The 21691-nt window shown below is 72.0% G+C and carries 17 protein-coding genes; 11 read left to right on the forward strand and 6 right to left on the reverse strand.

Features of this window, described 5'->3' with window-relative positions; genetic code table 11:
* Nucleotides 1-22 precede the first annotated feature (22 nt).
* From CRP56_RS36340 to CRP56_RS36365, 6 genes are all read left to right on the forward strand, one after another.
* The gene (locus CRP56_RS36340; RefSeq protein ID WP_097271343.1) at nucleotides 23-1045 is read left to right on the forward strand and encodes a transporter substrate-binding domain-containing protein; all 1023 of its coding nucleotides are present in this window, start codon (nucleotides 23-25) and stop codon (nucleotides 1043-1045) included.
* Nucleotides 1046-1064: 19 nt separating this feature from the next.
* The gene (locus tag CRP56_RS36345; protein WP_097271346.1) at nucleotides 1065-1799 is read left to right on the forward strand and encodes a GNAT family N-acetyltransferase; all 735 of its coding nucleotides are present in this window, start codon (nucleotides 1065-1067) and stop codon (nucleotides 1797-1799) included.
* 206 nt (nucleotides 1800-2005) lie between these two features.
* Nucleotides 2006-3202: an LLM class flavin-dependent oxidoreductase gene (locus CRP56_RS36350; protein ID WP_097271348.1), complete on the forward strand. Its 1197-nt coding sequence runs from the start codon at nucleotides 2006-2008 to the stop codon at nucleotides 3200-3202.
* Nucleotides 3203-3224: 22 nt separating this feature from the next.
* Nucleotides 3225-4598 (forward strand): NtaA/DmoA family FMN-dependent monooxygenase, encoded by a 1374-nt coding sequence (locus CRP56_RS36355; protein ID WP_097271350.1) that lies wholly within the window; start codon nucleotides 3225-3227, stop codon nucleotides 4596-4598.
* Nucleotides 4595-5668 (forward strand): LLM class flavin-dependent oxidoreductase, encoded by a 1074-nt coding sequence (locus CRP56_RS36360; RefSeq protein ID WP_097271352.1) that lies wholly within the window; start codon nucleotides 4595-4597, stop codon nucleotides 5666-5668. The genes CRP56_RS36355 and CRP56_RS36360 overlap by 4 nt, the downstream gene beginning before the upstream one ends.
* Nucleotides 5661-6794, forward strand: a complete 1134-nt coding sequence (locus CRP56_RS36365; RefSeq protein WP_097271354.1) for an LLM class flavin-dependent oxidoreductase — start codon at nucleotides 5661-5663, stop codon at nucleotides 6792-6794. Before CRP56_RS36360 ends, CRP56_RS36365 begins: the two co-directional genes overlap by 8 nt.
* 15 nt (nucleotides 6795-6809) lie before the next feature.
* On the opposite strand, the gene CRP56_RS36370 is transcribed toward CRP56_RS36365, so the two are convergent.
* Nucleotides 6810-7058, reverse strand: a complete 249-nt coding sequence (locus CRP56_RS36370) for a hypothetical protein (protein ID WP_143664967.1) — start codon at nucleotides 7056-7058, stop codon at nucleotides 6810-6812.
* Between the two features lie 158 nt (nucleotides 7059-7216).
* On the reverse strand, nucleotides 7217-8302 hold the full coding sequence (gene absR1 / locus CRP56_RS36375) for a beta-glucuronidase AbsR1 (protein WP_097271358.1): 1086 nt from the start codon (nucleotides 8300-8302) through the stop codon (nucleotides 7217-7219).
* 97 nt (nucleotides 8303-8399) lie between these two features.
* Here absR1 and CRP56_RS36380 point away from each other — a divergent pair, with 97 nt between their 5' ends.
* Nucleotides 8400-10220 carry a LuxR family transcriptional regulator AbsR2 gene (locus CRP56_RS36380; protein WP_097271360.1) on the forward strand — a complete coding sequence of 607 codons (1821 nt, stop codon included), beginning with the start codon at nucleotides 8400-8402 and terminating at the stop codon, nucleotides 10218-10220.
* Nucleotides 10221-10293: 73 nt separating this feature from the next.
* Here the strand turns inward: CRP56_RS36380 and CRP56_RS36385 are convergent, their stop codons facing one another.
* Nucleotides 10294-12861: a CHAT domain-containing protein gene (locus CRP56_RS36385; protein ID WP_097271362.1), complete on the reverse strand. Its 2568-nt coding sequence runs from the start codon at nucleotides 12859-12861 to the stop codon at nucleotides 10294-10296.
* A 148-nt stretch (nucleotides 12862-13009) separates the two neighbouring features.
* On the opposite strand from CRP56_RS36385, the gene CRP56_RS36390 reads away from it, so the two are divergent.
* The 3 genes from CRP56_RS36390 to CRP56_RS36400 are packed head-to-tail and all read left to right on the forward strand — an operon-like array spanning nucleotide 13010 to nucleotide 15560.
* Nucleotides 13010-14440: a S8/S53 family peptidase gene (locus CRP56_RS36390; protein WP_097271364.1), complete on the forward strand. Its 1431-nt coding sequence runs from the start codon at nucleotides 13010-13012 to the stop codon at nucleotides 14438-14440.
* A 59-nt stretch (nucleotides 14441-14499) separates the two neighbouring features.
* The gene (locus CRP56_RS36395) at nucleotides 14500-15075 is read left to right on the forward strand and encodes an RNA polymerase sigma factor (protein ID WP_097271366.1); all 576 of its coding nucleotides are present in this window, start codon (nucleotides 14500-14502) and stop codon (nucleotides 15073-15075) included.
* An 8-nt stretch (nucleotides 15076-15083) separates the two neighbouring features.
* Nucleotides 15084-15560, forward strand: coding sequence for a hypothetical protein (locus CRP56_RS36400; RefSeq protein ID WP_097271368.1), 477 nt, complete (start codon nucleotides 15084-15086; stop codon nucleotides 15558-15560).
* Between the two features lies 1 nt (nucleotide 15561).
* Here the strand turns inward: CRP56_RS36400 and CRP56_RS36405 are convergent, their stop codons facing one another.
* The 3 genes from CRP56_RS36405 to CRP56_RS36415 form a co-directional block, all read right to left on the reverse strand.
* Entirely contained in the window at nucleotides 15562-16779 is a 1218-nt protein-coding gene (locus tag CRP56_RS36405; protein WP_097271370.1) for a cytochrome P450, read from the reverse strand.
* 57 nt (nucleotides 16780-16836) lie between these two features.
* Nucleotides 16837-17625, reverse strand: a complete 789-nt coding sequence (locus tag CRP56_RS36410) for an N-formylglutamate amidohydrolase (RefSeq protein WP_097271372.1) — start codon at nucleotides 17623-17625, stop codon at nucleotides 16837-16839.
* A gap of 97 nt (nucleotides 17626-17722) precedes the next feature.
* Nucleotides 17723-19945: an NADP-dependent isocitrate dehydrogenase gene (locus tag CRP56_RS36415; RefSeq protein WP_097271374.1), complete on the reverse strand. Its 2223-nt coding sequence runs from the start codon at nucleotides 19943-19945 to the stop codon at nucleotides 17723-17725.
* 204 nt (nucleotides 19946-20149) lie between these two features.
* Here CRP56_RS36415 and CRP56_RS36420 point away from each other — a divergent pair, with 204 nt between their 5' ends.
* Nucleotides 20150-21685 carry a M1 family metallopeptidase gene (locus CRP56_RS36420; protein ID WP_097274792.1) on the forward strand — a complete coding sequence of 512 codons (1536 nt, stop codon included), beginning with the start codon at nucleotides 20150-20152 and terminating at the stop codon, nucleotides 21683-21685.
* Nucleotides 21686-21691: the final 6 nt, after the last annotated feature.

Consider the following 21691-nt stretch of genomic DNA (forward strand, 5'->3'; position numbering starts at 1 on the left):
CACTCACACGACAAGGACAGCCATGCGCACGCACCTCACCCGACGCAGCCTGATACGAGGCCTCACCGCGGCCACCGCCGTCGCCACCCTCGCCACCGGGCTCGCCGCCTGCGGGGGCGACAGCGACGCCGCCACCCGGACGAACGACGCGGCGGGCACGGTGACCGTGGGCCGGCTGTCCAACGGCGCTGCCACCGAGACCGCCCTGAAGGTCGGCGAGGTGAAGTCCATCAGCGCGCTGCTCCCCGCCGACATCAAGAAGAGCGGCAAGTGGGTCATCGGCTCCGGCACCCTGCCCTCCGGGGCCCCGCCGCTCGGCTTCATCGGCAGCGACCAGAAGTCGCTCACCGGCTCCGAGATCGACCTCGCCCGGCTGGTCTCCGCCGTCCTCGGTCTCAAGCCGGAGGTGCAGCGCTCCACTTGGGAGAACCTCTTCATCGGCCTCGACAGCGGCAAGGTGAACGTGGCGTTCTCCAACGTCACCGACACCGAGGAGCGCAAGCAGAAGTACGAGTTCGCCTCCTACCGCAGGGACGACCTCGCCTTCGAGGTGAAGAAGGACAACACCTGGAACTTCGACAACAACTACGAGAACCTCGCCGGCAAGACCGTCTCCGTCGGCAACGGCACCAACCAGGAGAAGATCCTGCTGGAGTGGAAGGCGAAGCTGGCGAAGGAGGGCAAGAAGCTCACGGTCAAGTACTTCCAGGAGACCAACAGCCTCTACCTGGCCCTCAACAGCGGCAAGATCGACGCCTACTTCGGCCCCAGCCCCAACCTCTCGTACCACACCACGCAGACCGCGAAGACGCCCCAGGCGACCCGGATCGCGGGCCGGTTCTCCGGTGCCGGTGAGACCCTCCAGGGCCTGATCGCCGCGACCGCCAAGAAGGACAGCGGCCTCGCCAAGCCGCTGGCCGCCGCGATCAACTACCTGATCGACAACGGGCAGTACGCGAAGTGGCTCAAGGCCTGGAACCTCTCCGGCGAGGCCGTGGCCAAGTCCGAGATCAACCCGCCCGGCCTGCCGCTGACCAACTCCTGATCAACCGTCAGCAACCTGTGTGAGAAAGGCCGTCGTGGTCCCCCAGATCGCCCTTGGAAGCCGTCTCCTGGACAACCCCGTCTGGGCCGCCCTGGACGGACCGCACGCGCCCTTCGCCGAACGGATCGGCCGGGCGGCGCGCTACCCGGTGGACGTGTACGCGTTCGCCGCGCTCGCCGACCCGGCCGACCCGGCCGCCTGGGCCGACCTGCACCGGCTGCTCGGCCCGGCAACCCCCGCCCGCCTCAAGGGAGTCGACGGCGTCCCCGACGGCTGGGACGTCGTCGGCGGCGGCCAGGGCGTCCAGCTCGTCGACACCCATCTGCGGGCCGAACCCGACTCCGAGGCCGTACGGCTCGGCCCCGACGACGTCCCCGACATCCTGGACCTCGTCGCCCGCACCAGACCCGGCCCCTACCTCGCCCGCACCGTCCATCTCGGCACCTACCTCGGCATCCGGCACCACGGCCGGCTGATCGCCCTGGCCGGGGAGCGGCTCCGCCTGCCCGGCTGGACCGAGATCAGCGCCGTCTGCACCGACCCCGCCCACCGCGGCCGGGGCCTGGGCACCCGGCTGGTCCGCGCGGTCGCCGCGGGCATCAGGGAACGCGGCGAGACCCCGTTCCTGCACGCTGCCGCCCACAACACCACCGCGATCCGGCTGTACGAGTCGCTCGGCTTCACCCTGCGCCGCCGCACGACCATCCTTCAGGTGCGCACCCCAGGAACACACGCCGTGGCGCGGGCGTTGTGAGTCATGACGAGGCGCGCGCCGGCAGAACGGGAGGCAGGGACGTGGGTACCCCAAGCACCCCCAACACCCCCTACCTCCGCCTGCACATCGACCTCCAGCGCGTCGCCGGCGCTCTCTGTCGCCCCTGACCCGTTTTCTCCGCCGTGCCCCGCGCGCCCTGTGCCCGGGCCGGTGTTCTCGTACGGATCTCCAGGAAGGCACCCCTCGTGTCCCCTTCTTCCCCGCTGTCATCCCCGCTGCATCTCGCGGTCGCCCTCGACGGCACCGGCTGGCACCCCGCCTCCTGGCGGGAGCCGGTCGCCCGCCCCCGGGAGCTGTTCACCGCCGCCTACTGGGCCGACCTGGTCGCCGAGGCCGAGCGCGGACTGCTCGACTTCGTCACGTTCGAGGACGGCCTCGGCCTCCAGTCCTCCCACCACCTGGCGCCGGACGACCGCACCGACCAGGTCCGCGGCCGCCTCGACGCCGTGCTCCTAGCCGCCCGCATCGCCCCGCTGACCCGGCACATCGGCCTGGTCCCGACCGCGGTCGTCACCCACACCGAGCCGTTCCACCTCTCCAAGGCGATCGCCACGCTGGACTACGTCAGCACCGGCCGCGCGGGCGTCCGCGTCCAGATCACCGCCCGCCCGAACGAGGCCGAGCACTTCGGGCGCCGCACGATCCCGCGCATCGAGTCCTACGACAGTCCGGTGGTGACCGACCTCTTCGACGAGGCCGCCGACTACGTCGAGGTCATCCGCCGGCTCTGGGACAGCTGGGAGGACGACGCCGAGATCCGGGACGCCGCCACCGGCCGTTTCATCGACCGCGACAAGCTCCACTACATCGACTTCGAGGGCCGCCACTTCAGCGTCAAGGGCCCGTCCATCACCCCGCGCCCGCCGCAGGGCCAGCCCCTCGTCACGGCCCTCGCCCACCAGACCGTGCCCTACCGGCTCGTGGCCCGCCAGGCCGACGTCGGCTACGTGACCCCGCGCGACGCCGAGCACGCCCGCGAGATCGTCGCCGAGATCCGCGCCGAACAGGAGGCGACGGGCCGGGCTCAGGAGCCTCTGCATGTCTTCGGCGACCTGGTGGTCTTCCTCGACGACGACCCCGCGGCGGCCACGGCCCGCCGGGAGCGCCTCGACGAGGTGGCGGGGGAGCCGTACGACAGCGACGCGCGCATCTTCACCGGTACCCCCGCCCAACTCGCCGACCTGCTCCAGGAGTTGCAGGCGACCGGGCTGACCGGGTTCCGGCTGCGGCCCGCCGTCCTCGGCCACGACCTGCCGGCCATCACCCGCGGCCTGGTCCCCGAACTCCAGCGCCGAGACGCCTTCCGGCAGGCCTACGAGGCCGACACCCTGCGCGGACTGCTGGGCCTCGCCCGCCCCGCCAACCGCTACGCCGCCGCCTGAGACGCGAAGGACCGCCAAAGCCATGACCAAGCCGCTGAAGCAGATCCATCTGGCCGCCCACTTCCCGGGCGTCAACAACACCACCGTGTGGAGCGACCCCGAGGCCGGCAGCCACATTGAGTTCAGCTCCTTCGCCCACTTCGCGCGGACCGCCGAGCGCGCCAAGTTCGACTTCCTGTTCCTCGCCGAAGGACTCAGGCTCCGCGAACAGGGCGGCAAGATATACGACTTGGACGTCGTCGGCCGCCCCGACACCTTCACGATCCTCTCCGCGCTCGCCGCCGTCACCGACCACCTCGGCCTGACCGGCACCATCAACTCCACCTTCAACGAGCCCTACGAGGTGGCCCGCCAGTTCGCCAGCCTCGACCACCTCTCCGGCGGCCGCTCCGCCTGGAACGTGGTCACCTCCTGGGACGCCTTCACCGGCGAGAACTTCCGCCGCGGCGGCTTCCTCCCACAGGACGAGCGGTACTCCCGCGCCAAGGAGTTCCTCGCCACGGCGACCGAGCTCTTCGACTCCTGGCACGGCGACGAGATCGTGGCCGACCAGGAGACCGGCGTCTTCCTGCGCGACGCGAAGGCCGGGGCCTTCGTCCACACCGGGCAACACTTCGACATCCACGGCCAGTTCAACGTCCCGCGCTCCCCGCAGGGCCGCCCGGTGATCTTCCAGGCGGGCGACTCCGAGGAGGGCCGCGAGTTCGCCGCCTCCGCCGCCGACGCCATCTTCAGCCGGTACGCCACCCTCAAGGAGGGCCAGGCCTTCTACACGGACGTCAAGAACCGCCTCGCCAAGTACGGCCGCGGCCACCGCGACCTGCTCATCCTGCCCGCCGCCTCCTTCGCGCTCGGCGACACCGACGCCGAGGCCGAGGAACTTGCCAGGGAGGTGCGCCGGCAGCAGGTCAGCGGCGCCACCGCCCTCAAGCACCTGGAGTTCGTCTGGAACCGGGACCTGTCCTCGTACGACCCGGAGGGCCCGCTCCCGGACATCGACCCCGATGTCAGCGAGAACCACATCTCGAAGGGCCGCGCCCAGGTCCGCATGTACCGCGACCCGCTCGCCATCGCCCGCGAGTGGCGTGAACTGGCCGCCGCCAACAACTGGTCCATCCGCGACCTGGTCATCAACACCGGCAACCGGCAGACCTTCGTCGGCTCCCCGGAGACCGTCGCCAGGACCATCAACGAGTACGTCCAGGCCGACGCGAGCGACGGCTTCATCCTCGTCCCGCACATCACCCCGACCGGCCTCGACACCTTCGCTGACAAGGTCGTCCCGCTCCTCCAGGAGCAGGGCGTCTTCCGTACCGAGTACGAGGGCACGACCCTGCGTGACCACCTCGGCCTCGCCCACCCGGACCAGGCGCGCGGCGAGCGGGCGGCGTCGTGAAGTTCCTCGCGATCACGCTGATCGTGCACCGCCCGGACCCGGTCACCGGCGTGCTCAAGCCGACGCACGAGCGGTTCCGTGAGGTGCTCGACAACGCGGTGCTGGCCGAGGAGTTGGGCTTTGACGGGTTCGGGGTGGGGGAGCGGCACGAGCGGCCGTTCATCTCCTCCTCGCCGACCGTCGTCCTCAGCCACATCGCCGCCCTGACCCGGCGCATCCGCCTGTTCACCGCGGTCACCACCCTCAGCCTGCTCGACCCCGTGCGCGCCTATGAGGACTACGCCACCCTCGACCACCTCTCCGAGGGCCGCCTCGACCTGATCATCGGCAAGGGCAACGGCGCCGCCCAGCGCGAGCTGTTCCACGTCACGCCCGAGGACCAGTGGGACCGCAACGCCGAGAGCTACGAGGTGTTCCGGCAGATCTGGCGCCACGACAAGGTCACCGCCGACACCCGCTTCCGGCCGCCGCTGAAGGACGCCGAGGTGTGGCCGCGGCCGTACCAGCGCCCGATCCGGGTGTGGCACGGCAGCGCCACCAGCAAGGAGTCGGTGGACCTGGCCGCCCGCTACGGAGACCCGCTGTTCTCGGCGAACGTCACCAACCCCATAGAGCCGTACGCCGAGTTGATCCGGTACTACCGCGAGCGGTGGGAGCACTACGGGCACGACCCGGCGGACCTCGCGGTCGGGGCCGGGACGGCCGGGCTCCTGGTGACCCGCACCTCCCAGGAGGCGCTCGACGTCTACCGGCCGATCTTCGAGGCGAACACGGCTTTCTTCAAGAAGGCGGGCCTGCCCGTCGTCTTCGAGACCCTGGAGGACTTCGTCGACCGCAGCTCCGCCCTGATCGGCAGCCCCGAGCAGATCATCGACAAGGTGCACCGCTACCACGAGCAGTTCGGGCACACCGTCCTCCATCTGCACGCTGACGCGAGCGGTTTGACGGACGCTCAGCACCGCGACTCTCTGGAGCTGTTCCAGTCGGCGGTCGCCCCGGTGCTGCGGCGCGACATCCCTGACCCGCCGTTCGCGTGGGCACCGGTACGGGAGGAGTCCGTCCATGCCTGACGTCCCCCTCGGCATCCTCGACCTGGTGCCGATCTCCAGCGGCTCCACGGCCGCCGACGCCCTGCGCAACTCCATCGACCTGGCCCAGCGCGCCGAGCAACTCGGCTACGCCCGCTACTGGTTCGCCGAGCACCACCTCAACCCCGGCGTGGCCGGTACGTCCCCGGCGGTCGTCCTCGCCCTGACGGCCGCCGCGACCTCCAGGATCCGGCTCGGTTCCGGGGCCGTACAGCTCGGCCACCGCACCGCGCTGAACACCGTGGAGGAGTTCGGCCTCATCGACGCCCTGCACCCGGGCCGCCTCGACCTGGGCGTCGGCCGCTCGGGCGGCCGCCCACCGGCACAGCCGGCGGCGGAGCCACCGGTCGCGGGCCACGCCCCCAACGGCCTGGTCATCCCACCCCGCTTCTCCTTCGAACGCCTCCTGGGCTCACCCCGTATCGCCCTCCAACGCAAACTGCTGTTGCTCCCCGGCGCCGAATCGCAGGACTACGCCGAGCAGATCGACGACCTCCTCGCCCTGCTGGCCGGCACCTACCGCACCCCGGAGGGCGTCGAGGCGCATGTGGTGCCGGGCGAGGGCGCCGAGGTGGAAGTGTGGATCCTGGGCAGCAGCGGCGGGACCAGCGCGGAGGTCGCGGGCGCGCGGGGCCTGCGCTTCGCCGCGAACTACCACGTCAGCCCGGCGACGGTCCTGGAAGCCGTCGACGGCTACCGGTCCTTCTTCCAGCCGTCCGACGTCCTCGACAAGCCCTACGTCAGCGTCTCCGCCGACGTCGTGGTCGCCGAGGACGAGGCCACGGCACGCGAACTGGCCACCGGCTACGGCCCGTGGGTGCGCAGCATCCGCACCGCGGAGGGCGCCATCGAGTTCCCGACCCCGGACGAGGCCCGCGCCCACCCCTGGACGGAGGCGGACCAGGAACTGGTCCAGGACCGCCTCGACACCCAGTTCGTCGGCTCACCCGCCCAGGTCGCGGACCGCCTGGAACAACTACAAGAGGCCACGGAAGCCGACGAGTTGCTCATCACGACCATCACCCACGACCACACGGACCGGGTGCGCTCCTACGAGCTGCTCGCAGCCGAGTGGCGTCGACGGGGGCACTCCTTCCAGCCGAGCTGATGCTACGGCCGACCGCTACTGCATCAGCAGTGCGGCGCCACCCCAGCACGCCGTCAGGAACGCGGCCAGCAGTGCGGTCGCCATCGCGTTACGCCCCTTGGCGGTGGCGACGTGAGCCGCACCGGCGGCACGGGAGCGTCGCATCGCGCCGAGGAACGAGACGCAGGAGGCGGCACACAGCACCGCTGTGATCGGCAAAATCCAGAGGAGCAGGCGGAGATGGTGCTCCAGCTCCGGGACCGTGCTGCCTTCCGTAGCAAGCATGAGCGGAGCGTAGACCGCGGCTGCCGTGCTCCGCGACCCCCGGAGCACGTCGCATGGCCGGCCGATCGTCTCCCTCCCCCGAAGGCGACGATCGACCGGCCATTCCCCCGGCGCCGGACAGTGGTCCAGCCTCGTCCGTGTGCGGTCCGTACGTGCTGTCACCAGCACATGACCGCGGTTTCCCCCGAACCCCACGCGGAGTACAGGCGCACACGGACGAAGTAGCGGCGGCCCTTGACGAGACGGGCCTTGATGGTGGTGTTGTGCGGTGTTCCGCCGTCGTCCTGGCCGGCGAGGTAGCGGGGTTCCCCGTTCCGCTCCTCGAAGGCCACGACCACGGTGTCGCTGTCGCCGAACGTGCCCACGCTGTACTCGCGGGTCTCCGGCGGCAGGACGGTGAAGTCCGCCTGTTCGCCCGGGCCGAGCCCGAGCGGCGCCGAGCGGAACGGCACCAGCGCGGGCGGCAGTGTGGGACCGACCGACGGGTACCAGCGCTGGACGTACTCCTTGTCCGAGGGCGAGAGCGTCCCGGGCGGGGTCAGCCCCGCACGGAACTGCTCCGGCTCAAGGATCAGCCCCGCCGAGAACGGATACTCCATGATCGACTGGGAGTCCCAGGCGGAGCCGTTCACCTCGTTGGGGTCGAGCTTGCGCAGAATGTTGAAGAACGTCTTGTCCCGGGTCCAGAAGTTCGGCGGGCCCGCCAGTTCGGCGTAGACGGCCTCGTCGTCCCAGTGGATCCCGGCGAACGGGTTCTGGTGCTCGTGGGACATGCCCAGCGCGTGCCCGATCTCGTGCAGGGCCGTCCCGCGCTCCCCCGGCGCGGTCAGGTCCCACCCGAAGTTCATGGTGCGCTCGTGCAGTCCGACCTGGAGGGCGTCCTTGCCCACCGTGGACCAGGAGCCGTCGCCGAGCTGGAACCCGATGCGCAGTTCCGCCTCGGAACGGTCGCGCACCTCGGCGAACGTGACACCGATGCCGAGGTCCTGCCACTCCAGGAAGCACTCCCGTACGACGTCCCGCTGCTCCTCCGAGCCCACCCACGACACCCGCCGGGTCGCCCCGCTGCCGGGAACCGCGATCACCGAGGCGTCCGAGTCGCCATCGAAGAAGTAGTAGTGCAGGACGGTGTTGTTGACCCACATCCGGCTCCCGCCGATCAGCGCGCTCAGCCGCTCGGCGGTCAACCCCGGGGTGAAGACGGGGGCCGACTGCTGCGCGAGGGAGCAGTAGCGGGAAGCCATGCGCCAAGACTGCCGTCGGCCGCCTCCGGGCGCCTGAGTCGAGGGCTACTCAAGTCCCTGTGTATCAGGAGTGAGTACTCGGCCTCTTGTAGGTGTGATGACTTTCGAACGGGACGCGAAAACCCTGGAGCTGCCCTGGCCGTTCACCGGCCGGGAGGACGAACTCGAGCTGATCCGCCGGTCGTCGTCGGCCGGTCACCACGGCATCGTGGTCACCGGCCCGGCGGGCAGCGGCAAGACCCGGCTCGTCACGGAGGCCGTCCGCGGCACCGACTGCGCCAGGGTGGCCGGGACGCCCGAGACCCGGCACATCCCGTTCGCCGCGTTCGCCCATCTGCTGCCCGAGACGGTGTCCCTGCACCGGGCGGTCCAACTCCTTGCCGCGGTACGGCTGTTGCTGGTCGACGACGCCCATCTGCTCGACGACGCCTCGGCCGCCCTCGTCCACCAGCTCGCCGTGCACGGCCGTACGCGGCTGCTGATCGTCGCCACCGACGGCACCGCCGTGCCCTCGGCCGTCGCCCGGCTGTGGACCGGTGAGCTGCTGCCGCGTCTGGTCCTCGAACCGCTGCCGCAGGAGGAGACCGCCCAGCTCGCCGCGGCCGGCGTCGGGGGCGCTCTGGAGCCGCTCACCGTCAACCGGCTGCACCGGCTGTGCCGCGGCGATCTGCGCTTGCTGCGCGATCTGCTCGGCGCGGTCCGCGAGGGCGGGCTGCTCACGCGGCTGCCCGGCACCGACGACTGGGCGTGGCGCGGGCCGGTGCCGGTGACGGCGACCGTGCGGGAACAGACGGCACAGGTCCTGGAGTGCGCGGACCGCGGGACGCTCGAACTCCTCGCGTTCGCCGAGCCGTTGCCGCTGCCGATGGACGGCCTCGACCTGCCCGCCCTCGAACGCCTCGAAGCCGACGAACTGGTCCGCGTCGACGACGACGGGGCCGTACGCCTCGCCCACCCCCTGCACGGCCCGGTGCTGCGGGCCGCGGCCGGCAGGCTGCGGGCGAGGCGGCTGGCCCGCAGGCCGGAACAGTGCACGGCGGCGCTGGCCGCCGAGGCCGCCGCGCTGGCGGCGAAGATCGCGCGGGCCGACGTACGGACCACGGACGCGCCGGTGGGGGAGTGGATGGTGGCGGAAGGGCAGCCGGTCCCGGCCCGCTACGCCGCCGTACGCGCGCGGTTCGCGCGGCTGCGCGGAGAGCTGCGGGAGGCGGCGGCCTGGGCGAGGGAGGGACTGCGGGAAACGGCGGACGACCCGGCCTGCCGTACCGAACTCGCCCTGGCGGCCGCGCAGTCGGGGGACACGACCGGCACCGGCGCAGACTCCGGTGCCACGCGCCGCAGCGCCGAGCCCGATTCCCGCGCCGCGGCCTGGCTGGCCGCCGCGCGCGGGGATCTCGACGCCGCGCTCGCGGCGGTCGGGGACGGCGGCTACGACGCCGTACGCCTCGGTGCTCCCGGGCGGGCCACCGGGCGGCTGCCGGGCGACGACGTGTTCGCGCAGCACGCCGACGCGCTCGCCCGCGGCGACGGCCCCGCGCTGGACCGGGCCGCCGAGCGACTGGAGGAGCGCGGGTTCCTGCTGTTCGCCGCCGAGGCGCACGCGCAGGCCGTGCGCGCCCACCGCGACCCGCGCGCCGCCCGCACCTCACGCACCCGCGCGGTCGCCCTCGCCCGCCGCTGCCAGGGTGCCCGCACCCCGGCCCTGTCCGGGCTCGTCCTCGGCGAACTCACCGCCCGCCAGCGGCAGATCGTCACGCTCGCCGCCGCCGGACTCAGCAACCGGCAGATCGCGGAGAAGCTGACCCTGTCCATCCGCACCGTCGGCAACCACCTCTACAGCGCGTACGCCCGCCTCGGCGCGAACGACCGGGGCGCGCTGCCGTGGCTGGTGGAACTGCCCGACGCCCAGTCGGCCTGAGCCGACCCACCGACCGGCGGTCTGACCCCCGTGATCGGGGGAGGGGTCAGGCCGCCGACCTGTCCATGAGCACTCACGCCGCGCCGAACGCCGAGAACGCCCACCCCGTCGCCTGATGCGTCGCATCCCCCGGCAGCTCCGCCCGCGCGTCGCGCAGCGCCTCCGCCAGGGACAGCCCGCTGCTCAACCCCTTGTGCAGCGCGAGCATCAGCGGCACCACCGCCGCGTCGTTCACGGGCGCGGTGCACGCCACCACGCCCGCCGTGCCCAGCGGCAGCAGCGCGGTGACCAGGCCGAGCAGCTCGTCCGCGCCGACCGAGGCGAAGCGGGCGGTGTCGCAGCAGGACAGGATGATCCGGTACGGACTCCGGTCGAGGCGTTCGAAGTCGTGCACGACGATCGGCCCGTCGGCCATCCGCAGCGAGGAGAACAGTGGACTGTCGGCCCGGAAGGTGCCGTGCGCGGCGATGTGCGCGAGCGCCGCCCCGTCCAGCTCCTCCAACACCCGCGGCACCCGCGCCTCGTCCCCCTCCAGCACCGTCGACCCGCCGTACCGGCCCGCCAGTTCGGGCACTTCGGCGCCCTCGGTCGCCAACCCCGGCCCGCGCACCAGCACTTGACGTCCCCCGGGCGGTGGCTCGGTCTCGTGGGCCCGCAGCCAGCTGCTCGCCGACGGCGACACGCTGAGGACCCGCTCCCGCAACGACGGCAGCAGCGCCCACGGCACCCGGTGCAGCCGGCCCGGCGGTACGACCACGACGGGACCGGAGCCGAGATGCGCCGCCGCCGGGCCGATCAGCAGCTCCTCCAGACGGCGGCCCGCGGCCTCCACCACCGGCAGCCGTGCCTCCGCCCCGGGGTGGGCGAGCCGCCGCAGCCCGGCCTGCACATGCTCCGCCTCGGTCTCGGCCTCGGCGAGGAGTCCGGCCTCGAACCGCCGCACCCGCCCCTGCCCGCACAGCAGTACCTGAACACGCCCGTCGAGCACGGCGAGTTCGACCAGCAGCACGTCGTCCCCGAGGCGTTCCAGCAGCCGGCCGGCGTCGAAGCGGCTGCCGAAGCCGGGCGCGTCCCCGCGGATGTGCAGGGTCCGGCCGCGTATCTCCCGCTCCAGACGCCGCTGTTCACGCTCCAGCGCCGGAATCGGCCGGCCCTCCATGCGGGCGGCCTCCGCGCGGGCCGCGATCTCCCGGAACGCCGTCAGATCGCCCAGCAGCTCCGGGTCGGCAGGCGGGCGGGTCGGCGGCGCCGACAGCGCGGTGGCCCGCCAGCGCTCGCTCCACACCAGCAACCGGCGCGGGCTGCCGGAGTCCAGGCTCGCCCGCTGCGCCAACGCGGCGAGTTCCGCGCCCTGTTCGGTGGCCCGGGCCCGCAACTCCGAGGCGCCCAGCGTCATCCGGTGGTCGTCGAGCACGTCCAGGCCCCGGCGACAGGCCTCCAGCACGCCCCGCTGCGACCCGGCGGCCCGGGCCCGCAGCGCCTGCGCCGCCCAGCCGGTCATCCGCGCCAGCGGCGGACCGCTGTGCCGGCTGCGGGCGGCGACGGCCAGATGCCGCTCCGCGTCCGCCGTCCAGCCCAGGCCCAGCGCGATCCGGCCCGCGAGCAGAGACGCCTCCGGCGCGGCCGGCGCGCCGAACCCGGCGAGCCGCTCGGCGACCTCGGCCGCGTCGGCGACCAGCCGTCCCGAACCGCGCCCCGCGGCGAGCCGCGCCTCGACCAGCACCAGCCGGGCGTGCGTCTCCCACCAGGGCCGCCGCTGCGCGGCGAACAGCCGCACCGCGAGCGCGGCGCGCGCGATGGCGGTGTGCGGATCGCCCGCGCGTCGGGCCGCCCGGGCCGCCGCCAGCAGGAGTTCGGCCTTGAGGGTGGACTGTCCGCCGATCCCGTCGAGCACGGCGATCGCCGCGTCCGCCTCGGCCAGCGCCTCCGGCGCGAGACCGGCCGCCATCAGCACCTCGCAGCGCCGGATGTAGAGCATGAACGAGGGCGTGTCGAGCTTGGCGTACCGGTCCCCGGCCTCGTCGAACAGCCGCAGCGCCGCCGGGATGTCGCCGGACCGGAACGCGGCGAGCCCCCGGCTCTCCACCCCGTCCGCCTTGTCGTGCTCCTGGCCCGTGGTGTCGAACAGCGACTCGGCCGCCGCGAAGTCCGCCTCGGCCCGCTCCACCGCACCGACCGCCAGATGCACGGTCGCGCGCAGCGTCAGCGCCCGCGCCGTCCAGATCACGTCGTCCATCTGTCGCAGCACGGGAATCGCCCGGCGTACGTCCTCCAGCGACTCCCGGTGCCGGCCGAGCACCCATGAGGCGTAGGCGCGCCGGTACAGCACCCGCGCGCGGGTGTGCCCGCTGCTCACCGTGACGCCCCGCTCCAGCGCGTCCAGGCCCTGCCGGGTGCGCCCCGCGGTCACCAGCGCCACGCCCAGCGCGGCCAGCACGTCGCCCTCGCGGTCGGTGGACTCGGCGCGTACGGCGAGATCGCGGGCGCGCCGCAGATGGTGCAGGGCGAGCTTCATGTCGCCCCAGTCGCGCTGCCAGATGCCGATCACCTGGTGGGCCACGGAGGCGTGCAGCGGTGAGGGAGCGGAGCCGAGTACTTCCTCTGCCCTCGCCACCGCCTGCTTGGGCGCGGCGAACACCATGGGCAGCAGTTCGAGAACCGATTCGCTTCCCGCTGTCACTCAACGGATGGTAGTGCTCCGGGTCGTGTGCCACACAGGTTTGGCGCTGTATCAATCGCAGGCCCCGAGACTCTGACTGACGACCGTCGCTCAAGTGGGAGGACACGCCATGGCACCTCAGCGATTCCCGGAGCAGTTCGACCAGATCCAGCGCTCGATGCCCGACGTCCCCCTCGCGATGGGACCGGACGACGCGGCCGAGTTCATCTATGAGAAGGGTGTGGTCCTCGCCCGGGACGGTGAGGAGGCGGCGCTCGTCGAGCGCACCGTGCGCGACCACTTCGACGCGGCGACGGGCCTCAACGGCGCCCAGGTCCGCCGCGCGGGCCCGGACACCAACCGCTCGGGCATCACCCGCATCCAGGTCGGCGACCCCGGCCACGGCGACCGCCGCGCCGACCGGGCCGTCGCCAACGCCCTGCGCGCCATGCGCGAACCAGAAGGGCGCGCCGGACGCCGACTCGTCAGCCGCAACCACGTGGTGTCCATAGCGGTCAACTCCTGCCCCGGCGACGAGCCGGTGCCCGCCCCGCTCACCGGCGGCACCAACCCGGCCCCCGCGGAGGCCGGTTACGACGCCGGCACCGCGGTCGGCGTCCTCGTCATCGACAACGGTCTCACCCACGACCACACCCTGGTCCCGCTCCTGAGCCACGTCCAGGGCGACCTGCACGGCACCGAGACCGACGACCAGGGCAACCTCAAGATCTACGTCGGGCACGGCACGTTCATCGCGGGCATCGTCGCGGCCGTCGCGCCCAACACGAACATCACCGTGCGCAACACCCTCAACGACGCCGGCGCCATCCTCGAATCCGACTTCGGCGAGGCCCTGTTCGCCGCCGTCGACCGGGACGGCTGGCCCGACATCATCAGCCTCTCCGCCGGCACCTCCAACGGCCGCACCGACGGCCTGCTCGGCGTCGACGCCTTCATGCGCGAACTGCGCCAGCAGCGCACCCTGTTGGTCGCCGCCGCCGGCAACAACGCCAGCGCGACGCCCTTCTGGCCCGCGGCCTACGCCTCCCTGCCCGACTACGCGGACAGCGTCCTGTCGATCGGCGCGCTGCGCACCGACGGTGACCACGGCGCCTGCTTCAGCAACCACGGCTCCTGGGTCAACGCCTACGCCCCCGGCGAGCGCCTCACCAGCACCCTCACCGGCTTCGACGCGCCGGTCCCGTACGTCTACCAGCACTCCACCTACGACGCCTGCCGCTTCCACTTCACCTACCTCTGCACCTGCCAACACCCCCGCCACACGGGCGTGTTGAGCGACGACGGCAGCTCCGCCAAGCCGGACCAGGTGATGTTCGACGGGTACGCGCACTGGAGCGGCACCTCCTTCGCCACCCCGGCCGCCGCCGCCCTGGTCGCGGCCCACATGACCGCCCACAAGGAGACCGACCCGCGGGCCGCGCGGGGGCAACTGCTCGCCGCCAACACCGAGTTCGCGGAAGTGCGCGGGGCGCACGTACCGGCGCTCATTCCGCCCACCTGGCGCCAGGGGACGGTCGTACAGCTCCCTCCTGGGGCATGAGGGCCGAACTCGCCCCCTCCACGGCGTACGATGACTTGCCGTACACGAGGGGTGGGGACGTGGACCGAGCAGATGTCGGCGCGCTGGTCCAGTCCGCCGTCGACGGCGACGCGGCGGCCTGGAAGGCGCTCGTGGAAGGGCTGAGCCCGCTGGTGTGGTCCGTGGTGCGCGCGCACCGGCTCAGCGACGCCGACGCGCACGAGGTGTACCAGACGGTGTGGTTCCGCTTCGCCCAGCACCTCGGCCGCATCCGGGAACCGCAGAAGGCGGGTTCGTGGCTGGCCAGCACCGCGCGGCACGAGTGTCTGAAGGTGCTGAAGAGCTTAAGGCGGCTGACGCCCACCGACGATCCGCAGCTGCTCGACCGGGTCAGCGAGGACCGTACGCCGGAGCAGTCCCTCCTCGACTCCGAGGAGGCGGCCGTGGAGAGCGAACGCGTCCGGCATCTGTGGCAGGAGTTCGAGGAACTCGGCGAGCGGTGCAGGCAGTTGCTGCGCATCCTGATGGCGTCGCCGCCGCCGAGCTACCAGGAGGTGTCCGCCGCGCTGGGTATCGCGGTGGGCAGCATCGGACCGCTGCGCCAGCGCTGTCTGCGCCGGCTGCGGGCCCGACTCGAGGCACGGGGGGCGGTGTGAGGGACGAGATGGATGACGACGAGACGTTCGACGAGGCCTACGACGGTCAGGACGCCGACGCGGACCTGCTGGAGGAGGAGCTCCGCAGGGCCGCCGGCATCCTTGACCCGGTACCGGCCCAGCTGCGGCAGATCGCCGTGGAGGCGTATGCCTTACATGACCTCGACGCCCGGATCGCCGAGCTGACCTTCGACTCGGTGGTGGACGCCATCCCCGTCAGGGGAGCCACGGACGTGCCGCGGATGCTGACCTTCCGCGCGGGTGAGGTCACCGTGGACGTGGAGGTCACGGGGGAGGGCCTGATGGGGCAGGTACTGCCGCCCCAGCAGGCGTCGGTCGAGGTGCTCAGCGGGCCGCAGGCCGGGGCCCCGCTGACCACCGACGACATGGGGCGCTTCACGTACGCCGATTCCCCGGCCGGTCCGTTCGCGCTGCGGCTGCGCACCGGCAGGGAGGCGATCGTCACCGACTGGCTGACGGTCTGAGTCAGTCCCACGTCACGGGCAGGGACTGCGGTCCGCGGATCATCGTCTTGCGGCGCCAGGCCACCTGGTCGGCCGGGACCGCGAGCCGCAGCCCCGGCAGCCGGTCCAGCAGCGTGCCGACCATGAGCTCGATCTGGAGCCGCGCCAGCACCGCTCCGGTGCAGTAGTGCGGGCCGTTGCCGAAGGAGAGATGCGGGTTGGGGTCCCGGTCGAGGTCGATGCGGTCCGGGTCGGGGAAGACGTCCGGATCACGGTTGGCGGCCAGGTAGGAGACGTACACCGGGTCGCCCGCGCGGATCAGCTGCCCGCCCACCTCGACGTCCTCCAGGGCGATCCGGGCGAGGCCGACCGCCGTGCGGTGCGGGATGTAGCGCATCAGCTCGTCGAGGGCGGTGGCGCGCGCCTCGGGCTGATGCCGCATGCGTTCCATCAGTTCGGGGCGCGTCAGCAGCAGGTACAGCGTCTGGCCGCAGTTGTGGGTGACCGCCTCGCCGCCGATCTGGAGGGGCGCGGCCAGGCCGACCGCCTCCCGCTCGCTGATCTCGCCCCGCCGCAGCGCCGCGCCGATCATCGAGTACACGTCGTCGCCGTCGCTGTGGGCGCGGGCTCGGACGGTGTCCGCGATCCAGCCGAACATGCCCTTCTTGGCCTCGGCGGAGGCCTCGGCCCCGCCCTTCGTGGAGACGATCTGCGCCGCCCAGGCATGCATCTGGGGCCGGTCGGCGGCGGGTACCCCCATGACCTCACAGATCAGGGTCACGGGGAAGGGTTCGAGGACCCGCTCGACGAGATCGGCGGGCGGACCGTCCCGTACGATCCCCGCCACCAGCGGGTCGAGGAGCTCCTGCGCGCGAGGCCGCAGCCGCTTCATCGCACCGACCGTGAACGCGCCGGCCACGGCCTTGCGCAGCCGGTTGTGGTCGGGCTGGTCGGCCCAGGCGGGGGAGCCCGGCTGCGGACTGAAGTGCGGGGCGAGCCGGGTGACTTGGCGGTCCATGCCGGCGGTACGGCTGAACCGCGGATCGTTGGTGATCTGCCGGACGTCCTCGTAGCGGGTGGCGAGCCACGCCCACCCCTCTCCGAACGGCAGCCGGATCCGGGTCAGCGGCCCCTCCCGCATCAGCTCCGCCAGCACCGGGTCGAACTCCGTCCCGGCCAGGTCGAGTGCGGGCCACTCCCGTACGGGAGGGCCGGTCAGGGTGGTGGTCTCCTCGGTCATGCCCTCCACCCTCACCGCGGTGCGGCCGGGTGTCGCGCGGGAGTGCTCCAGCCGAGGTCAGCGGGACACGGCGTCGACGAGCGCAGCGAGCGCCGAGGCGAGCCGCTCAAGGCCAGGACCGGCGGGCCCGCCCGGCTCGGTCATGTAGGTGTCCCGCCGGATCTCCACCATCAGCGCGGAGACCCGCGGATCACGGCCGTAGAACTCGAGCGGCACGTACGTCCCGCTGAACGGACTGTCCAGCCCCACCTCCCCGAACGCCTCGCGCGCGGCGGCGACCAGCTCGGGCGGCGTGTGGAAGGGGTCGGTGCCGAGACAGACGGGGGGCCTCGGACCGTCGCCGTGCAGCTCGTAGGGCAGGGCCGCGCTCGGATAGGAGTGCACGTCGACGATCACGACCCGCCCCGCCCCGGCCAGCCGCTCGGCCACCGCCTCCGTCATGGCCCGCGCGTACGGCCGGAAGTACCGCGCGAGCAGCGGCTCGGGGTCGCTGTCCGCGGGCCGCAGCACCTTCCGGTCGGTTGTCCGCGTGTATACGGCGCCCATCCCGACGGCGAGCATCTCCTCCCGCTCGTCCGGGAACCGCTCGGGATCGACGACCAGCCGCGACAGCCGGTTGACGAACCGCCACGGCGTCACGGCCGACAGCCCGGCCGCCTTCTCGGCCAGCTCCGCGGTGTGCGCGTCGACGATGTGGTCGAGCTCGCGCTCCAGCGCGGCGTCGTCGAGGACGATGCCCGCCCGCACGTCGCCCGGTATCTCCCGCGCGGAATGCGGCACATGCAGGATCACAGGGGATCCCCCGGCCCCGGGCACCAGCTCGAAGGACGACATGGCGGAGGTCATGCGGCTGCTCCAAGGACGTAGGGGTGAACGCGGCACCGAACGCCCCCGCCCCGGCCGGGCAATTGCCGACCGGGGCGGGAGCAGTGGGCGGGGTGCGTCAGCTGAGCGACGCCAGGGCCTCGTTCCACGTGGTGGACGGGCGCATGACCGCCGCGGCCTTCGCCGGGTCGGGCTGGTAGTAGCCGCCGATGTCGGCCGGCTTGCCCTGGACGGCGTTCAGCTCGTCGACGATCTTCTGCTCGTTGGCGGCGAGCGTCTCGGCGAGCGGCGCGAAGGCCTTCGCCAGGTCGGCGTCGTCGGTCTGGGCCGCCAGCTCCTGCGCCCAGTACAGGGACAGGAAGAAGTGGCTGCCGCGGTTGTCGATGCCGCCGACGCGACGGGTCGGGGACTTGTCCTCGTTGAGGAAGGTCGCCGTGGCGCGGTCCAGGGTGTCGGCGAGGACCTTGGCCTTGGGGTTGTTCGTGGCCGTCGCGTACTGCTCCAGGGACGGGACCAGCGCGAAGAACTCACCGAGGGAGTCCCAGCGCAGGTAGTTCTCCTTGACCAGCTGCTGGACGTGCTTCGGCGCGGAACCGCCGGCACCCGTCTCGAACAGGCCGCCGCCCGCCATCAGCGGCACGACCGACAGCATCTTGGCGCTGGTGCCCAGCTCCAGGATCGGGAAGAGGTCGGTCAGGTAGTCGCGGAGCACGTTGCCGGTGACGGAGATGGTGTTCTCGCCGCGGCGGATGCGCTCGACCGACAGCTTGGTGGCCTCGACCGGGGCGAGGATGCGGATGTCCAGGCCCTCGGTGTCGTGCTCCGGCAGGTACGCGTTGACCTTGGCGATCAGGTTGGCGTCGTGGGCGCGGGTCTCGTCCAGCCAGAACACCGCCGGGTCGCCAGTGGCGCGGGCGCGCGTGACGGCCAGCTTCACCCAGTCCTTGATCGGCGCGTCCTTGGTCTGGCAGGCGCGGAAGATGTCGCCCTCGGCGACCGGCTGCTCGATGAGCACGTTGCCGGCCTGGTCGACCAGACGGACCGTACCGGCCGCCTTGATCTCGAAGGTCTTGTCGTGCGAGCCGTACTCCTCGGCCTTCTGCGCCATGAGGCCGACGTTCGGGACCGAGCCCATGGTGGAGGGGTCGTAGGCGCCGTTGGCGCGGCAGTCGTCGACGACGACCTGGTAGACACCGGCGTACGACGAGTCCGGGAGCACCGCGAGGGTGTCGGCCTCCTGGCCGTCCGGGCCCCACATGTGGCCGGAGGTGCGGATCATGGCCGGCATCGAGGCGTCGACGATGACGTCGGACGGCACGTGCAGGTTGGTGATGCCCTTGTCGGAGTCGACCATCGCCAGGGCCGGGCCCTCGGCGAGCTCGGCGTCGAAGGAGGCCTTGATCTCCTCGCCGAAGTGCGGGAGCGTCTCCAGGCCCTTGTAGATGCCGCCCAGACCGTCGTTCGGGGACAGACCGGCGCCGGCGAGGACCTCGCCGTACTTCGCGAACGTCTTCGGGAAGAACGCGCGCACCACGTGGCCGAAGATGATCGGGTCGGAGACCTTCATCATCGTGGCCTTCAGGTGCACGGAGAACAGCACGCCCTGGGCCTTGGCCTCGGCGATCTGCGCGGTGAGGAACTCGCGCAGCGCGGCCACGTGCAGCACGGACGCGTCGACGACCTCGTCCTTGAGGACTGGTACGGACTCGCGCAGCACCGTGGTGGTGCCGTCCTCGGCGACCAGCTCGATCTTCAGCGCGCCGGCCTCGGAGATCACGACGGACTTCTCGGTGGAGCGGAAGTCGTTCTGCCCCATGGTCGCGACGTTGGTCTTGGAGTCCGAGGACCAGGCGCCCATGCGGTGCGGGTGGGTCTTGGCGTAGTTCTTGACCGAGGCGGGGGCGCGGCGGTCGGAGTTGCCCTCACGCAGGACCGGGTTCACGGCGGAACCCTTGATCTTGTCGTAGCGGGCCTGGATGTCCCGCTCCTCGTCGGTCTTCGGGTCGTCCGGGTAGGCCGGCAGCGCGTAGCCCTGCGCCTGCAGCTCGGCGATCGCGGCCTTCAGCTGCGGGATCGAGGCCGAGATGTTCGGCAGCTTGATGATGTTGGCCTCGGGCGTCTTCGCCAGCTCGCCCAGCTCGTGCAGGGCGTCCGGGATGCGCTGGTCCTCGGTCAGGTACTCCGGGAACACCGCGATGATGCGGCCGGCCAGCGAGATGTCCCGCGTCTCCACGGCGACACCCGCCTGCGAGGCGTACGCCTGGACCACCGGCAGGAAGGAATACGTCGCCAGGGCCGGGGCCTCGTCAGTGTGCGTATAGATGATGGTCGAGTCAGTCACCGGGTGCTCCGCTCCACGTCTGCAACATTGCTCGACATCAAGATATCTCGTGACCGAGCCCGGCTCGACAGGGGTCCTCGCACAGGCTGTCGGATTTCGTGTGCCTTCTCATGCAACCCGAACGCCCGATCTTGAGTGATGGAGGGTGATCACACCCATCCGGCGGCCGGACCGACCACCCGGCCGCCCGAGCGAAAGCGGACCATGAGATATCGCACCAGAGTGACGGCACCCGCCGCCCTGCTCGGTACCGCCGCGGCCCTGACCATCGGGGGAGCCCCGGCGCAGGCCGCCGCCAGAAGCGGCGTCGCGGGCCCGGAGACCCTGGGGGACCCCGTCTACCCGGCCCTCGGCAACGACGGCTACCGCGTGTCGTCCTACCACCTGGACCTCGCCTACGACGCCACGACCAGGCTCGTCGACGCCACCGTCACCCTGCGGATCACCACCACCGAGGCCCTGACCCGCTTCTCCCTGGACGCGCTCGGCCTGGACATACGCACGGTGTCCGTGGGCGGAAAGGCCGCCGCCTTCGAGCAGGCGGACGAGAAGCTGCGCATCACCCCGGCCCGCTGTCTGCCCGCCCGCTGCCGGGCCACGGTCACCGTGACGTACTCCGCGGACCCGCGCCGCACCCTCGCGCACACCGCCTGGGTGCCCACCCCGGACGGCTTCGCGGTCTGCCCGCAGCCGAACTCGGCGCACACCGTCTTCCCGTGCAACGACCACCCGTCGGACAAGGCGGACTTCACCTTCCGCATCACCGTCCCGGCAGGTCTGAAGGGCGTCGCGAACGGCTCCCTGACGGGTACCGAGGACCTCGGCGACGGGCGCACCGCGTACAGCTACCGCTCCCGTGAGCCGATAGCCACCGAGCTGGTCCAGGTCACGGTCGGCGACTACGTGGTCAAGGACCGGCAGGGCCCGAACGGCCTGCCGCTGCGGGACGTCGTCCCCGTCGCCCGCGCCGAGGCCCTGGAGCCCGCGCTCGCCCTCACCCCGAACCTGGTGAGCTGGATCGAGCAGCGGCTCGGCGCCTACCCGTTCGAGACGTACGGCCTGCTGCCGTGCAACAACGACTCCTCGACGGCCTTCGACTTCACGGGCCTGGAGACCCAGACCCTGACCCTCTACAAGCCGAACTTCCTGCTCCAGGCCGAGCCGAAGATCGGCTCGCACATGATGCACGAGCTGGTCCACTCCTACTTCGGCAACAGCGTCAGCCCCGCCACCTGGGCCGACCTGTGGCTCAACGAGGGCCACGCCGACTTCTACGGGCTGCTGTACCGCTACGAGCGCGGCTGGGCCGACTCGATCGGCCTGACCACCATGGAAGCCCGGATGAAGGACACCTACGCCAAGGGCGACCTGTGGCGTCAGTCCTCCGGCCCGGTCGCCGCCCCGAACGAGGCCAACCTCTTCGACAACCAGCGCTACCTCGGCGGCGTCCTCGTCCTGTACGCCCTGCGCCAGCAGGTCGGCGAGACGGTGTTCGCCTCGATCGAGCGCACCTTCCTCGACCGCTTCCGCAACTCCACGGCGTCGACCGCCGACTACATCGCCATCGCCTCCGAGATCTCCGGCCAGGACCAGTCCGGCTTCCTGCGGGACTGGCTCTACGGCACGAAGACCCCGCGCATGCCCGGCCACCCGGACTGGACGGTGACGCCGGTGACCTCGTCCCTGCGCCGGCCGCAGAGCCGGCCGAGCGGCCACCACGACAACTCGGCCACGCTCTGAGACGTC

Origin of the sequence: Streptomyces sp. TLI_55, from assembly GCF_900206255.1 — a bacterium.
In the GTDB taxonomy this organism is placed as follows: Bacteria; Actinomycetota; Actinomycetes; order Streptomycetales; family Streptomycetaceae; genus Streptomyces; species Streptomyces aquilus.

What these genes read in the sequence shown, in the direction of transcription:
- CRP56_RS36340 (WP_097271343.1), top strand. Translation starts at nt 23, where the DNA reads ATGCGCACGCACCTCACCCGACGCAGCCTGATACGAGGCCTCACCGCG.
- CRP56_RS36355 (WP_097271350.1), top strand. Translation starts at nt 3,225, where the DNA reads ATGACCAAGCCGCTGAAGCAGATCCATCTGGCCGCCCACTTCCCGGGC.
- CRP56_RS36365 (WP_097271354.1), top strand. Translation starts at nt 5,661, where the DNA reads ATGCCTGACGTCCCCCTCGGCATCCTCGACCTGGTGCCGATCTCCAGC.
- CRP56_RS36370 (WP_143664967.1), bottom strand. Translation starts at nt 7,058, where the DNA reads ATGCTTGCTACGGAAGGCAGCACGGTCCCGGAGCTGGAGCACCATCTC.
- absR1 (WP_097271358.1), bottom strand. Translation starts at nt 8,302, where the DNA reads ATGGCTTCCCGCTACTGCTCCCTCGCGCAGCAGTCGGCCCCCGTCTTC.
- CRP56_RS36380 (WP_097271360.1), top strand. Translation starts at nt 8,400, where the DNA reads ATGACTTTCGAACGGGACGCGAAAACCCTGGAGCTGCCCTGGCCGTTC.
- CRP56_RS36385 (WP_097271362.1), bottom strand. Translation starts at nt 12,861, where the DNA reads ATGGTGTTCGCCGCGCCCAAGCAGGCGGTGGCGAGGGCAGAGGAAGTA.
- CRP56_RS36390 (WP_097271364.1), top strand. Translation starts at nt 13,010, where the DNA reads ATGGCACCTCAGCGATTCCCGGAGCAGTTCGACCAGATCCAGCGCTCG.
- CRP56_RS36400 (WP_097271368.1), top strand. Translation starts at nt 15,084, where the DNA reads ATGGATGACGACGAGACGTTCGACGAGGCCTACGACGGTCAGGACGCC.
- CRP56_RS36405 (WP_097271370.1), bottom strand. Translation starts at nt 16,779, where the DNA reads ATGACCGAGGAGACCACCACCCTGACCGGCCCTCCCGTACGGGAGTGG.
- CRP56_RS36410 (WP_097271372.1), bottom strand. Translation starts at nt 17,625, where the DNA reads ATGACCTCCGCCATGTCGTCCTTCGAGCTGGTGCCCGGGGCCGGGGGA.
- CRP56_RS36420 (WP_097274792.1), top strand. Translation starts at nt 20,150, where the DNA reads ATGAGATATCGCACCAGAGTGACGGCACCCGCCGCCCTGCTCGGTACC.